We start from the raw sequence: 15,025 nt of genomic DNA, 5'->3' as shown, positions 1-15,025 counted from the left end.
CATGGCCGCGACATCTGCCGTCTACGCGCCGCTCACGATTCCCTCGGCATCCTGCCGGTTCACACGTGGAGGAGAGCAGTTATGGGTAACCGAGATATCGAACGCCAGATCCGCGCCGCGGGCGAACGTGCTGGCGACCGCGTGCGCGGCTACGCCGACGATGCCGCCAGCGGTGCACAGAGCCTGCTTGAGCGCGGACGTCGTGCGACCGAGCGCGCCGCCGAGCGCTTCGGCAAGAAGGGTGACAATTACAGCCGTCGCCTGTCCAACGCCGCTGAGGATTTCGCCGACGAGGCCAATTATCACTACCGTCGCCTGCGTCGTCAGGTGAATCGTCATCCGGGCGCGACCGTCGCCATTGTGGCCGGCACGATTGGTGCGTTCCTATTGCTGCGCCGAGCTTTCCGCAGCAGTGATGAGGATTGATTCGCGCCGATCGACTCAGATTTCGATACAGCCGACCGATGACTGATCATCGTCCCGGCAAATAAAAAAACCGCCTGTTCGGCGGTTTTTTTATTTGCCCTGATAAAGACGATTACACCGTCTGCGGGTTCGGCTTGTCCGGATCGAGCTTGTACTCCTTGATCGCGCGGCTGACGTCCTTCGCGTTGACCCTACCGTCCTTGGCCAGCGCTGCCAGCGCAGCATGGGCAATCCAGTAGCGGTCGACCTCGAAGAAACCACGCAGGTGCGCACGGGTATCCGAACGACCGAAACCATCCGTACCCAGAACCGTATAACGCATGCCTTCCGGCATGAAGGCGCGCACCTGGTCCGCGAACTCACGCACATAGTCCGTAGCTGCAATTGCCGGACCCTGGCGACCGTCGAGCAAGCCAGTGATGTACGGCACGCGCTGCTGCGCTTCAGGATGCAGGCGGTTCCAGCGCTCGGCATCGAAGCCGTCGCGGCGCACTTCGATAAAGCTGGGCACCGACCAGATATCCGACTTGACGCCGAAATCCTTCTCCAGCAATTCGGCCGCGGCGATCACCTCGCGCAGGATCGTGCCCGAACCGAGCAGTTGCACGCGTGGCTCGCCCTTCTTCGGCTTGCCGCCGTCCTTGAACAAGTACATACCCTTGATGATGCCTTCCTCGCTGCCCTCCGGCAGATCGGGATGGCTGTAGTTCTCGTTCATCACGGTGATGTAGTAATAAATATCCTCCTGCTCCTGCATCATTCGGCGCGTGCCGTCCTGCAGGATCACCGCGACCTCGTACGAGAACGTCGGGTCGTACGACTTCACGTTGGGGATCGCACCGGACATCAGGTGCGAGTGACCGTCCTCATGCTGCAGGCCTTCACCGTTGAGCGTGGTGCGGCCGGCAGTACCACCGATGAGGAAGCCACGTGAACGCATATCGCCTGCCGCCCAGCACAGGTCACCGATGCGCTGGAAACCGAACATCGAGTAGTAGATGAAGAACGGCAGCATCGGCTGATCGCTGATCGAATAGCTGGTGGCCGCGGCCATCCACGACGCCATGCCGCCGGCTTCGCTGATGCCTTGCTGCAGCACCTGGCCTTTCTGATCTTCGCGGTAGTACAGCAGCTGGTCGGAATCCTGCGGCCGGTATTTCTGGCCGAACGGCGCGTAGATGCCGATCTGACGGAACATGCCTTCCATGCCGAACGTGCGTGCCTCGTCAGCGACGATCGGCACCACGCGCTGGCTCAGCTGCTTGTCGCGCAGCAGCAGGTTGATGCCGCGCACCAGCGCCATGGTGGTGGAGATCTCGCGCTCGCCGGTACCCTTGGTGATCTGTTCAAAGGCAGCAAGATCGGGCGTCTTCAATTTCACTTCGGTCTTGCGGCGACGTTGCGGCAGCGCACCGCCAAGCGCCTTGCGGCGCTCGAGCATGTACTGCACTTCCGGCGAATCCTTGCCCGGGTGGTAGTACGGCACATCCTTGAGCTGCTCGTCGGTGATCGGAATCTGGAAGCGATCGCGGAAATGACGCACCGCCTCCTCATCCAGCTTCTTCTGCTGATGGGTCGGGTTCTGCGACTCGCCAGCCGCGCCCATGCCGTAGCCTTTCACCGTCTTGGCCAGGATCACTGTCGGCATGCCCTTAGTGTTGGACGCTGCGTGGTACGCCGCGTACACCTTGTGCGGATCGTGGCCGCCACGATTGAGGCGCCAGATATCGTCGTCGCTGAGGCTCGCGACCATCTCGCGCGTCTCGGGATACTTGTTGAAGAAATGCTCGCGCGTATAGGCACCACCGAAGGCCTTGCAGGCCTGGTATTCGCCGTCGACGGTTTCCATCATCAGCTTGCGCAGTACTCCCTTGTGGTCGCGTGCGAGAAGCGGATCCCAGTAGCTGCCCCAGACCAGCTTGAGCGCGTTCCAACCCGCGCCGCGAAACACACCTTCCAGCTCCTGGATGATCTTGCCGTTGCCGCGCACCGGACCATCGAGCCGCTGCAGGTTGCAGTTGACCACGAAGATCAGGTTGTCCAGGCCTTCGCGGCCGGCCAGCGAAATTGCACCGAGCGACTCCGGCTCGTCCGTCTCGCCGTCGCCGAGGAAGCACCAGATCTTGCGGTCGCTCGGAGGCACCAGACCACGGTGCTCGAGGTATTTGAAGAACTGCGCCTGATAGATCGCCTGGATCGGTCCCAGGCCCATCGACACCGTCGGCACCTGCCAGTAATCCGGCATCAGCCATGGGTGCGGATACGACGACAGCGCCCGGCCCTTGCCAGCGACCTCCATACGAAACAGGTCGAGCTGATCTTCGGCCAGCCGACCTTCGAGAAACGAACGCGCGTAGATGCCCGGGCTGGAATGGCCCTGATGAAACACCAGGTCGCCCGGGTGATCGGCCGATGGCGCGCGCCAGAAATGGTTGAAGCCGACGTCGTACAACGTGGCGCTGGAAGCGAAGCTGGCGATGTGACCGCCCAGCTCGCCAGGCTTGCGGTTGGCGCGCACGACCATGGCCATGGCGTTCCAGCGGATCAGCGTACGGATACGCCATTCCATCGCCGCATCGCCGCCCATCTTCGCCTCGTTGCCCGGCGCGATGGTGTTGACGTATTCGGTGGTCGGGTCGAACGGCAGATAGCCGCCGGAACGACGCGTGTTGTCGACCATGCGCTCGAGCAGAAAATGCGCACGCTCGGTGCCATCGTGCTGAATCACGGCATCGAGCGAATCCATCCACTCGCGGGTTTCGGTGGGGTCGATATCCTGATTGAGGATGTCGTCGAGCTGATCCATGGGGATTCTCCGCGGCGCCGTTGCGGCGCCAGACCTGAAGGGGGATTCCCGACGTGGGGATCGTCGGGACGAATCCCCAATTCTAGCCGCTGGAGGGCGTTGCCGCCAATTCAACTATCCATGCGTCGGCGCATGGTGACGGCACTTTTTATGCGACAAACATATCGTGCGGGTCGCCCGATGCAGCAGTCCGTCAGTTACTCCGCCTGACGATTGGCTGCGCGGATCTGCGCCTCGACGCAAGCGACCGCGCTCATGTTGACGATGCGCCGCACGGTCGACTGCGGCATCAGGATATGCGCCGGCTTGGCCACGCCCATCAGAATCGGACCGATCACCACGCCATCGCTGAGCATGCGCGTCATGTTGTAGGCGATGTTGGCCGCATCGAGATTCGGGAACACGAATACGTTTGCCTTGCCTTCCAGCCGCGAGTTGGGAAACAGCTTGTCGCGCAGCTCGGGGGTGAGCGCCACATCGGCCTGCATCTCGCCTTCCACTTCAAGGCGCGGCGCCTTGGCGCGGATCAGTTCGAGCGCCTTGCGCATCTTGGTGGCGCCACAGCTATCGCGGCTGCCGAAGTTGCCGGCGGACAACAGCGCGATCTTCGGCGTGATGCCGAACAGCTTCAGGCGGATCGCTGCCTGCAACGTGGCCTCGGCGATCTGCTCCGGCGTCGGATCGTCCTGCACATGCGTATCGAGATAGAAGAACGTGCCTTTCTCGGTCGACACGGCCGCCATTGCCGACGGTCCGCTGACACCGGCATCCAGTCCGATGATTTCCTGGATATAGGTCAGCTTGCTCTGGTACTGACCGATCAGGCCACAGATCATGCCGTCCGCCTCACCGCGCTCGACCATCAGCGCCGCGATGATGGTCGGCCGCGTACGTACAAGAGCCTTGGCCATCGACGGCGTCACGCCGCGGCGCTCCATCAGCCGGTGATAGTGCTGCCAGTAATCGTCGAAGCGCGGATCGCTATGGATATTGCATAGCTCCACGTCCACACCGACCTTTAGACGTAGACCGGCACGCTTGATGCGCTTTTCGATCACGTCGGGACGGCCAATCAGGATGGGTTTCGCAACGCCTTCGTCGACCACGACCTGCACGGCACGCAATACGGTTTCTTCCTCGCCCTCGGCGTACACCAGACGCGTCGGCGCAGCCTTGGCCCGCTCGAACACCGGCTTCATCAACAGGCCGGTACGGAACACGAAGCTGGTGAGGTGATCGTTGTAGGCGACAAAATCTTCCATCGGTCGCGTGGCCACACCCGAGTCCATCGCGGCCTGTGCCACGGCCGGGGGCAGTTGCAGCAACAGGCGTGGATCGAACGGCTGCGGGATCAGATATTCCGGCCCGAAGCTCGGCGGCTTGCCACCATAGGCGCGCGCGCTGACATCGGAGGATTCCCGCCGCGCCAGTGCTGCGATCGCCTTGACGCAGGCGATCTTCATCGCCTCGTTGATCACCGTGGCGCCTACATCCAGCGCGCCGCGGAACAGGTACGGAAAGCACAGCGCGTTGTTGACCTGATTCGGATAGTCCGAGCGGCCGGTCGCCATGATGCAGTCCGGTCGCACGGCCTTGGCTTCCTCCGGGGTGATCTCCGGATTCGGGTTGGCCAGCGCGAAGATGATCGGCTGCGAAGCCATCGTCGCCAGCATCTCCGGCTTCAGGATGCCGCCGGCCGAAAGACCGAGGAACACGTCCGCGCCGACGACGATTTCGGCCAGCGTGCGCGCCTTGGTGTCTCGCGCGTAGCGCTGCTTGTCCGGGTCCAGATCGGTGCGCTCGCTGTGCAGCACGCCATCGCGATCGAACGCGAGAATATTTTCCGGCCTGGCGCCCAGCGCCACCAGCATATCGACGCAGGAGATGCCCGCTGCGCCCATGCCGGTCGTCGCAATACGAATGTCCTCGATACGCTTGCCTACGACCACCAGCGCATTGATCAGTGCCGCGCCAACAATGATCGAGGTGCCGTGCTGATCATCATGGAACACGGGAATTTTCATCCGCTCGCGCAGCTTGCGCTCGACGATAAAGCACTCTGGCGCCTTGATGTCTTCCAGGTTGATGCCGCCGAAAGTCGGCTCGAGCGAGGCGATGATGTCGACCAGCTTGTCCGGATCGGACTCGTCGATCTCGATATCGAACACGTCGATGCCCGCAAATTTCTGGAACAGGACGCCCTTGCCTTCCATCACCGGTTTGGCTGCCAGTGGCCCGATATTGCCCAGACCCAGCACGGCAGTTCCGTTGGTGATCACCGCTACAAGGTTGGCGCGCGCGGTGTATTCGGCGGCCGTGCCGGGGTCCTCGACGATCGCGTCACAGGCAGCTGCCACACCAGGCGAATAGGCCAGCGACAAGTCGCGCTGGGTCAGCAGCTGCGTGGTCGGCGTGACCTTGATCTTGCCGGGGCGCGGCAGGCGGTGGTATTCGAGGGCGGCAAGACGCAGTTCTTCAGGGAGGGACATCGGCGGCGTTTTTTGAGTTGGGGAGGGGCGACACCCGACGTGGCGGGTGCCTTTTCATGGTAGCACCGGCGAAGCCGTTGCTCTGGCACTAAACGCTCAGCGAAAGCTCGTCTCCCTGCACCCGATTCATGTGGATGCCGTTGACGAATACCGAAAAAGCGAGCTTGCCGGCCAGGCCATGGACATGCTGCATCCAGGGCGGCAGCCAGTGCGGTGGCAGGATGGCACCTGATTCGAAATACGGCTGCAGCGCGACCACGTCGTGCAGCGCCAGCTTGCCGGCAAACAGGTGCCGCAGCAAATCCATCCGCCGCTCCTTCAGCGCCCAGCGGAAAAACGTATGTACGGTCAGCAGGCCGGCCAGATAGACGTTGTCCTTGGCAAAGGCCGAACCTCCGGTCAGCGGCACGCCACGAAATACCCGCTGCGCCGAATGAAAACTGTCGGCGGCACTCTGGCCACAGCTGCTGAAATAACGATACACCTCGACGAAATCCGCTCCCTTGAGCGCCATGTCGATCGCCAGAATGCGCAGGCTGATGCGCTTGAGCCGGGTGATATCGATGGCGCCGGACATCAGCTCGGCGAATACGGCCAGCCCTTCCTGCGTGGCGGTAACCCGCGGCGAGGTGCGTGCCAGCGAGGTCAGCAGCGGCTGGCGGCGTCCGTTCAACGCGGTCAGCGAATGCACGAATGCCTCATGCGCCAGCAATTGGTGATGATCGTATTCGGTGAAATGGGTGGCCCCACGCAGGCGGATGCGGGTGGCGCCGGCGGCGGCCTTGGCAGTGAGCTCGGGATCGACTTCGACGCGAATCGTGCCTGCGCCGAAGAAATCATCCAGCGTCTTGCTCAGCTCATCGCGCAACACTTCGGAAGAGATATCGGTACCGATGCCGTCGGCCAGCAGATCCGCGCCCAGCTCGTCGGACAACTCGACGAAATAGCGCGCTGCGTCGAGATTGCTGCGCTTGCTGCCGGGTATCGGATCCTCTGGACGTCCATATAGAACAATCGATGGTGCGGTAACGCCTTCGGTGCCCACCGCTTCCAGCATCTCGGCGGCAATGCGCCACGACTCCGCGGTACGGCGCAGGTAACCGCCGAGCGGATCGATATCATCGGGATCTCTGCCGCCAGCCTCGGCCTCGATCGCGGCCAGCTCGACACGCGCAGCGGAAAGATCGGGACGCTTGTAGGTAACCTCGGGCAGCGCGAACTTGCCCTTGCTATAGGCCGCGATCATGCGGTTTTCCAGCGATGCCGACCACGCCACCGTGGGCAGGATGGTGATGCCGCGCGCCGCCGCCAGCAAGCGCTTGTCGAGATCAGCGTAACGTTGCAGTTCGGGTGCGATAGCACTCATTACTGTACTCATCGGCGCGCCTGCCGTAGTGCGTCGATACGACCGATCAGCTCAGTGGCGATCGGATCGGGTTTGAACGCCGCCGTGAATCCACGTGGGCTGGCCGGCATGAAGGTGATGTTGCGACCCAAACGCGAATCCGCCCGCAGCAGCAACGTGATACGTCGGGGGTTGACCATGATGGTGGCGTTGACGTTGATCACGTCAGCCAGCGCAACGCGCGCCTGCAGGCCACGATTCTTCACCAGCAGCTGATCGCTATCGAGCCAGACCTCATCCGCCAGATCGAAGATCAACTTTTTGAAAAGCAGGCCTCCGATCACGAAAATAATCAGCGGCGGCAGAAAGGATGGCCAGACAACGGATGAGTGACTGCGCGTCAACGCATTCCACAAAATGAGTCCCGAAAATACCGGAAATATCAGCCAGACAATCGGAAACACGCGCTTGTAGAACACAGTCAATGTGGATGACAACCGGCGCATGACGCAATCTCTGGTGGCAATGTGTCGATAGTAGTGCGTGACACTTCGCCAACGGCACCTAACGGCACATTTCGCCGGAAGAATTCGCCATCCATTCGGACATGGACGGCTCATCGCCCTCGTGCTGACCACAATTCCGCTGCCGACGGCCGCGTTTTACGCGAAAGCCCTCAGCGCTTTATGAAATTGCACGGACTGAAACGCCAATCTCGCTATGCAACATCGCGCCGTTACCTGCGGGCGGCCCCAGGAAACTACCGATTGACCCATCAGAAGCTTTTTTCATTATTCAAGACAGCAAATTTCATCGACTCAAACAGCAAGCATTGCTGCGACTGCAGCAATGCAATTTAGATCGATCCATCACGTGCATTGCCCAAACAATGCTCCGAAGATGCCTAATGACCGAAATCACCAAGCCAACGCGACCGAACCATCACCCGAATGACGCCACATACATAAAGGACAAATGATGACTATCAAGACGTTGCTTTTCATCGCAGGCATGAGCGCCACCTCGGTGGCCGCCGCACAAAGCGCCATCACCGTCGCGGTGGTGAACAATCCCGACATGGTCACCATGCAGAAGCTGTCCGGCGAGTTCGGCAAGCTGCACCCCAACATCAAGGTGAATTTCGTCACCCTGCCGGAGAACGAACTGCGCCAGAAGGTCACCACCGATATCGCCACCAGCGCCGGCCAGTACGACGTGGTGATGCTCAGCAATTACGAAACGCCGATCTGGGCCAAGAACGGCTGGTTGATGCCGATGACCCCGGCAGCCGACTACGACGTCAACGATCTGCTGAAATCGGTGCGCCAGGGGCTGTCTTACAGCAACAAGATCTACGCGCTGCCGTTCTACGCCGAATCCTCGATGACGTATTACCGCAAGGATCTGTTTGCCGCGGCCAAGCTGACCATGCCGGCCGAACCCACGTGGACGCAGATAGGGCAATTCGCCGCCAAGCTCACCGACAAATCCAAGGGCACCTACGGCATCTGCCTGCGTGGCCTGCCGGGCTGGGGCGAGAACATGGCGCTGTTCGACACCATGGTCAACGCTTACGGCGGTCGCTGGTTCGACATGAACTGGAAGCCCGAGCTGACCTCCGCACCGTGGAAGAATGCCGCGAACCAGTACAAGACCTTGCTGACCCAATACGGTCCGCCGGGCGCAACTTCGAATGGCTTCACCGAATCGGAAACCCTGTTCGCCAACGGCCAGTGCGCGATGTGGGTGGATTCGACGGTGGCGGCGGGTTATCTGTCTGACCCGACGACCTCCAAGGTGGCCAAGGATGTCGGCTTTGCACAGTCACCGCATGAAGTGACCAAGGCCGGTTCCAACTGGCTGTACATCTGGGCGCTGGCGATTCCGAAGTCGTCCAAGCACGCCGCGGATGCGCAGACCTTTATCGACTGGGCTACCTCCAAGGGTTATATCGCCAGCGTGGCCAAGGCCAAGGGCTGGATTTCCGTGCCGCCGGGCACCCGCCAGTCGACCTATGCCAATCCTGAGTACCTGAAGGTGGCACCGTTCGCGAAACTGGTCGCGCAAGCGATTGGCACGGCTGATCCAACCAAACCGTCGGTGCAGCAAGTGCCTTACACCGGCATCCAGTTCGTCGACATCCCCGAGTTCCAGGCCATCGGTACGCGGGTAGGCCAGATCATGGCCGGCATCCTGGCTGGCCAGACTACGGTGGACCAAGGTTTGCTGCTGGCGCAAACGTTCACCCAGCGGATGATGATCCAGTCAGGCAAATCCAAGTAAGCCCCTTTCGCGGATCGCCCGCGCACAAGCGCCGGCGTTCCGCGAACCATTGGAATCATCGCCTATGTCGTCTCCTGCAGTCGCTACATCGCTCCCCGACAAGAGGGCCAAGCCCAAGGCTCGCCTGTCGGGAGCACCCATACGACGATTGCTCGCTCCTGCGGTGATCTTCCTGCTGGTATGGATGATCGTGCCGCTGGTGATGACGCTGTACTACGCGTTCCGGCGCTACAACCTGATGATGCCGGAGATCACCGGTTTCGCGGGCATCACCAATTTCAAACTGATGTTCACCGATCCCACGTTCTGGGATTCGCTCATCAATACGCTGATCCTGGTCGGCGCCAGTTTGATGATTACGGTCACTGTCGGGCTGGGGCTGGCGATACTTTTCAATCGCACCTTCGTCGGCCGCGGCGTGGCTCGCACGCTGGCGATTGCACCGTTCTTCGTGATGCCGGTGGTCACCGGCCTGATCTGGAAGAACATGTTGTTCCATCCGGTATACGGTCTGCTCGCTTGGGTATTTCGCCATCTCGGGCTGAACCCGATCGATTGGCTGGCGCAGTATCCGATGCTGTCGATCATCATCATGGTGTCATGGGAATGGATCCCGTTTGCGCTGCTGATTCTGCTGACCGGCCTGCAGTCGCTACCGGAAGATCAAATCGAAGCCGTGCGGCTGGACGGCGCGAACAAGTGGCAGGAGTTTCGCCACATCGTGGTGCCGCACCTCGGACAAGTGCTTTACGTCGTGGTGATGCTGGAGAGCATTTTCTTTCTCACCTCGTTCGCCGAAATCTATACCACCACCTCGGGGGGACCTGGCACGGCGACCACCAACCTGCCCTATTACATTTATCAGTCGGCGTTCTTCCAGTACGACATCGGAATTTCATCGGCGGCAGCGATCGGCGCAGTGATCCTGGCGAATATCTTCTCGATCTTTCTTATTCGGTTCGTGGCCGGCAACTTGAACGCGGGGAGCCGGCGATGAAAGACAAATCCATCGGCGACACCCTCCTGACTGCGTTGGCATACTTCGTGGCGCTGGTAATGTTTTTTCCGATCCTGTGGATGCTGCTGACCGCATTCAAGACGGAACAGAATGCGTTCACCATCGATCCGCACTTCCTGTTCGTACCCACGCTGGACAGCTTTCGCGTGGCATTGGAGCAGGGCAGCGGCTACCTGCACTACGCGCTCAATTCGGTCGTATCCGCCGTTGTATCGACACTTGTCGGTCTGTTGCTGGCGATCCCCGCGGCTTACGCGATGGCGTTCTTCCCGACCAAGCGCACGGACTTCACCCTGGTGTGGATGGTCTCGACCAAGTTCATCCCGGCGGTAGGCGTGCTGATCCCGATCTACCTGGTCTACAAGCAGTTGGGCCTGCTGGATAACCTGGCTGGCCTGACCCTGCTCTTCACTGCAATGAACATGCCCCTGCTGGTGTGGATGGTTTATTCGTACTTCAAGGACATCCCCAAGGATCTGGTCGAAGCCGCGGATATCGATGGCGCCAGCACCTTGCAAACCATGCGCAAGGTGATCCTGCCGTTGGCTCTGCCGGGCATCGCCTCGGCCGGACTGCTGGCGCTGATCCTGGCCTGGAACGAATCGTTTTGGAGCCTGACCATGACCGATCACCGCGCCGCGACATTGGCCGTCTATATCGCATCGTTCAAAAGCGCTGAAGGACTGTTCTGGGCCAAGATGTCGGCTGCCTCGGTACTCACCGTTGCACCCATCATCGTGCTCGGCTGGTTTGCCCAGCGGCAGATGGTGCGCGGACTCACCTTTGGCGCGGTCAAATAACGCGTTACTCCGTATCGTCGAACTCGTTGAAGAGGTTTATGTATTCATGGCCATCGTTGAACTGAAGGACGTCGTCAAGAACTACGGTGGGAAGGGTAGCGATGCCGCCGACAACGCCGTGGACAGTTTCAACCTGACCACCAAGGACGGCGAGTTCATCGTGCTGGTCGGCCCGTCCGGCTGCGGCAAGACCACCACCATGCGGATGATCGCCGGGCTGGAAAGTATCAGCAGCGGCTCGATCAGCATCGACGGCCGCGACGTCAGCCAGGTGGCGCCGAAGGATCGCGATATCGCGATGGTCTTCCAGAGTTATGCGCTGTATCCGCACATGAGCGTGTTCGAGAACATGGCGTTTGCGTTGCGCCTGAAAAAAATTCCCGATGCGGAAATCACCAGTCGCGTGCAGGAAGCGGCCAAGGTGCTCGACATCGCCCACTTGCTGGAACGCAAGCCACGCGCACTTTCCGGCGGTCAACGCCAGCGCGTTGCGCTCGGACGCGCCATCGTGCGTCAGCCGCAGGTATTCCTGATGGATGAGCCGCTGTCGAACCTGGACGCAAAATTGCGTGTGGACACCCGCGCAGAGATCGTCAAACTGCATCGCAAGCTCGGCGTCACGACGTTCTACGTGACACATGACCAGGTCGAAGCGATGACCATGGGCCAGCGTATCGTGGTGATGCTCAACGGCAAGATCCAGCAGATCGATACGCCGCAGCGACTGTACGAATGGCCGGCGAATATCTTCGTTGCCGGCTTTATCGGTACGCCATCGATGAATTTTCTGCGCGGTCGGATCGGCGTCGACAAACGCACGTTGACGGACGACCACTTCAGCCTGACCCTGACCGGCGCCCGCGGCGATGCACTGGCCACACATGCCGGCACCGAAGCAGTGATTGGCGTGCGCCCCGAGCATCTGAGCTATCTGGCCGCGGACGATCCGGTCAACGAGAACGTGCTGTCCGGCATCGTCGAAGTGGTCGAGCCGCTCGGCTCGGTCACCATGATCCAGGTGCAGGTCGGCCCGCATCGGGTAACCGCACAGATCGAAAGCCATCTCACGGTAGCGATGGGCGACGCGATCCGCTTGCGCTGCCGGACCGACAAGCTGCAGGTATTCAATGCCACCAGCGAGCAATCACTGCTCAAGGCACCGGCTGCAGCTTGATGTCTAACGAACCGGCCATATCCAGCAACGCCTGACATCACGATCCAACTTTTCGATCCAAGAAGATTGCCGCCATGCAGAAGTTAAACGCCAGTACCCTCCATCAGCTTGATCCCGTCGTGGCCGTGCCGGCCTACGATCGCAGCAAGGTGGGTGTCGGTATCGTGCATTTCGGCGTTGGCGGCTTTCACCGCGCCCATCAGGCCATGTACGTCGACCAACTGATGAACGACGGGAAGGCGTTGGACTGGGGTATCTGTGGTGTCGGCGTGATGCCCGCAGACCAGCGCATGAAGACGGTGATGGACGCGCAGAACGGGCTCTATACGCTGGTGATCAAGCATCCGGACGGCAGCTACAAGCCACGGGTGATCGGTTCGATCATCGAGTACCTCTACGCACCGGATGATGTCAAAGCCGTGCTGGAAAAAATGGCCAACCCCGAGGTACGCATCGTCTCGCTGACTGTGACCGAAGGCGGCTACAACTTTCATCACGTCACCGGTGCATTCAATTTCGACAACCCGGACGTAAAACACGACCTGGTCGAGGGCGCTGCACCGAAAACCAGCTTCGGTCTGGTGACCGAGGCGCTGGCGCGGCGCAAATCCCGGGGCATTGCGCCGTTCACCGTAATGTCCTGCGACAACATCCAGGGCAATGGCGATGTGGCCAAGGCAACGTTCACCGCCTACGCGCGACGCAAGAACGCCGAACTGGGCGAGTGGATTGCCGAGCACGTGAAGTTTCCCAACTCGATGGTCGACCGCATCACTCCGGTCACCACCGATGCCGACCGCGACGAAGTCAGGCAGCGCTTCGGTATCGACGACGCCTGGCCCGTTGTGTGCGAACCATTCACCCAGTGGGTGCTGGAAGATCACTTCAACGACGGTAGGCCCGCATTCGAGGACGTCGGCGTGCAGATCGTCGACGAAGTGATGCCATACGAGCTGATGAAGCTGCGCCTGCTCAATGCCAGCCATCAGGCGCTGACCTATTTCGGCTATCTGGCCGGCTATCGCTACGCGCACGAAGTCTGCCAGGATCCGCTGTTCGTCGAGTTCCTCCTCGGCTATATGGTGGAAGAAGGCTCGCCGACGCTGTCGCCGCTGCCAGGCGTGGATCTCGACCTTTATCGTCGGACCTTGATCGAGCGCTTCGCCAACCCGCAGATCCGCGACACGCTGGCGCGGCTGTGCGCCGAAAGCTCCGACCGGATTCCCAAGTGGCTGGTGCCGGTGATCCGTCATCAGCTTGAGCATAACGGTGAGATCAAGCGCAGCGCAGCGGTCGTCGCCAGCTGGGCACGCTACGACGAAGGTACTGACGAGCAGGGTGAGCCGATCGAGATCGTCGACCGGCTGAAGAATCAATTGCACGCGATCGCGCAGAACAATCGCCGCCATCCGTTGGCCTTTATTGAAAACCGCGAGCTGTTCGGCGATCTGGTGGAACATCCCCGATTTGTTGCGGCTTACACCTGGGCACTGGACTCGCTACATCGCATCGGCGCGCGCGCCACGCTTGAAGCGCTCCGCTAAGCGCACCGTCCAGCCCCTGTCGAACAGGGTATAGCGACTAAGTGTATGGACGTTTAGACGCCCAAAATAAAATCCATCAACTCAATCGCGATCCCGCTGCCCGCGATGACCATGCGGCCGCTCGATCGGACGACCGCCGCGCTGGCGACGCAGCCTGGCCTCCAGCGTGGCCGCTTGTTCCTCGCGTTCGTCGTGCAGCTTGAGATAGTTGCGCCAGCGCTCGGGCGTCAGCTCACCGGTGTCCAGCGCCACTTGAATCGCACAGCCCGGCTCACTGCCATGACCGCAATCGGCGAAACGGCAGGTCTCGGCCAACACTTCGATGTCGGCGAACAGATCGAGGTTTTCCTCGCCGGTGAGTTTCAGCTCGCGCATCCCCGGCGTATCGATCAGGCAGCCGCCGCTAGGCAGCTGCAGCAACGCCCGGTGTGTGGTGGTATGACGTCCGCGGCTATCGTGCGTGCGCACCGAGGCAGTGGCCATGCGGTCGGCACCAAGCAACGTGTTGGTGAGCGTGGATTTGCCGGCACCAGACGATCCCACCAGCACCGCGCTGTCACCCGGCTTGAGGTACTGCGCCAGCAGCGCCACACTGGCCGGATCCTTGCTATTGAGCGGATGGATCGGCGTACTGTCCGGCAGGCGTGCGCGTAGCGCGTCGATCTGCTCCTGCGCATCATCGCGGGTATCGAGCTTGCTCAACAACACGACCGGCTGCGCACCCGAATCCTCGGTCAGCGATAGGTAGCGTTCGATCCGCGCTGGATTGAAGTCGCCATCCAGCCCGGTCAACACCAGCACGTAGTCGATATTAGTGGCAATCAGCTGCCGCTCGTAGCGCTCGCCAGCGGCGGCGCGAGAGAGCACCGTCCGTCGCGGCGACACAGTGACAATATGCGGCGGCATGCCGTCGGCCACCTCAACGAAATCACCGACCGCTGGGCGCTCACCCGGATCGATACCTCGCTTCAGAAAACGTCCGTCCGGCTGCGCGCCAAACAGGGTTTCGCCATCGTGCAATTCGTAGCCGGCCCGATGCTGGGCAACTACGCGGGCGAGTCGCAACCCATCCGCGGGCAGCACATCACCACGCCAGCCAATGCGTCGCAGGCGTTCGATCGATTCGGCATCACTCATGGG

General features: G+C 61.0%; 11 protein-coding genes. 6 read left to right on the top strand and 5 right to left on the bottom strand.

Annotated elements, in window-relative coordinates; all coding sequences use genetic code 11:
* Nucleotides 1-81 precede the first annotated feature (81 nt).
* Nucleotides 82-426, top strand: a complete 345-nt coding sequence (locus tag HDE80_RS08930; protein ID WP_184600437.1) for a hypothetical protein — start codon at nt 82-84, stop codon at nt 424-426.
* Nucleotides 427-538: 112 nt separating this feature from the next.
* Here HDE80_RS08930 and aceE read toward each other — a convergent pair whose 3' ends face one another.
* From aceE to HDE80_RS08910, 4 genes are all read right to left on the bottom strand, one after another.
* Nucleotides 539-3,232, bottom strand: a complete 2,694-nt coding sequence (gene aceE / locus HDE80_RS08925; RefSeq protein ID WP_184670078.1) for a pyruvate dehydrogenase (acetyl-transferring), homodimeric type — start codon at nt 3,230-3,232, stop codon at nt 539-541.
* Nucleotides 3,233-3,429: 197 nt separating this feature from the next.
* Entirely contained in the window at nt 3,430-5,721 is a 2,292-nt protein-coding gene (locus tag HDE80_RS08920; RefSeq protein WP_184670076.1) for an NADP-dependent malic enzyme, read from the bottom strand.
* An 88-nt stretch (nt 5,722-5,809) separates the two neighbouring features.
* Nucleotides 5,810-7,087 (bottom strand): flavohemoglobin expression-modulating QEGLA motif protein, encoded by a 1,278-nt coding sequence (locus HDE80_RS08915; protein ID WP_255483660.1) that lies wholly within the window; start codon nt 7,085-7,087, stop codon nt 5,810-5,812.
* A gap of 8 nt (nt 7,088-7,095) precedes the next feature.
* On the bottom strand, nt 7,096-7,572 hold the full coding sequence (locus HDE80_RS08910) for a hypothetical protein (RefSeq protein ID WP_184670071.1): 477 nt from the start codon (nt 7,570-7,572) through the stop codon (nt 7,096-7,098).
* A 472-nt stretch (nt 7,573-8,044) separates the two neighbouring features.
* Between HDE80_RS08910 and HDE80_RS08905 the strand changes: the two genes are divergently transcribed.
* The 5 genes from HDE80_RS08905 (at nt 8,045) to HDE80_RS08885 (ending at nt 13,885) form a co-directional block, all read left to right on the top strand.
* Entirely contained in the window at nt 8,045-9,349 is a 1,305-nt protein-coding gene (locus HDE80_RS08905; protein WP_255483659.1) for a sugar ABC transporter substrate-binding protein, read from the top strand.
* Nucleotides 9,350-9,413: 64 nt separating this feature from the next.
* Entirely contained in the window at nt 9,414-10,346 is a 933-nt protein-coding gene (locus HDE80_RS08900) for a sugar ABC transporter permease (RefSeq protein WP_184670065.1), read from the top strand.
* The gene (locus HDE80_RS08895; protein WP_184670062.1) at nt 10,343-11,167 is read left to right on the top strand and encodes a carbohydrate ABC transporter permease; all 825 of its coding nucleotides are present in this window, start codon (nt 10,343-10,345) and stop codon (nt 11,165-11,167) included. Before HDE80_RS08900 ends, HDE80_RS08895 begins: the two co-directional genes overlap by 4 nt.
* A gap of 46 nt (nt 11,168-11,213) precedes the next feature.
* Nucleotides 11,214-12,341: a sn-glycerol-3-phosphate ABC transporter ATP-binding protein UgpC gene (ugpC, locus tag HDE80_RS08890; protein WP_184670060.1), complete on the top strand. Its 1,128-nt coding sequence runs from the start codon at nt 11,214-11,216 to the stop codon at nt 12,339-12,341.
* 74 nt (nt 12,342-12,415) lie between these two features.
* The gene (locus HDE80_RS08885; protein ID WP_184670056.1) at nt 12,416-13,885 is read left to right on the top strand and encodes a mannitol dehydrogenase family protein; all 1,470 of its coding nucleotides are present in this window, start codon (nt 12,416-12,418) and stop codon (nt 13,883-13,885) included.
* A gap of 81 nt (nt 13,886-13,966) precedes the next feature.
* On the opposite strand, the gene rsgA is transcribed toward HDE80_RS08885, so the two are convergent.
* Nucleotides 13,967-15,022 (bottom strand): ribosome small subunit-dependent GTPase A, encoded by a 1,056-nt coding sequence (rsgA, locus tag HDE80_RS08880; RefSeq protein WP_184670053.1) that lies wholly within the window; start codon nt 15,020-15,022, stop codon nt 13,967-13,969.
* Nucleotides 15,023-15,025: the final 3 nt, after the last annotated feature.

It is taken from the genome of Rhodanobacter sp. A1T4 (genome assembly GCF_014207185.1).
Taxonomy (GTDB): Bacteria; Pseudomonadota; Gammaproteobacteria; order Xanthomonadales; family Rhodanobacteraceae; genus Rhodanobacter.
The sequence above is the reverse complement of the archived record's forward strand: the minus strand, read 5'-3'. Positions and strand labels throughout refer to the sequence as shown.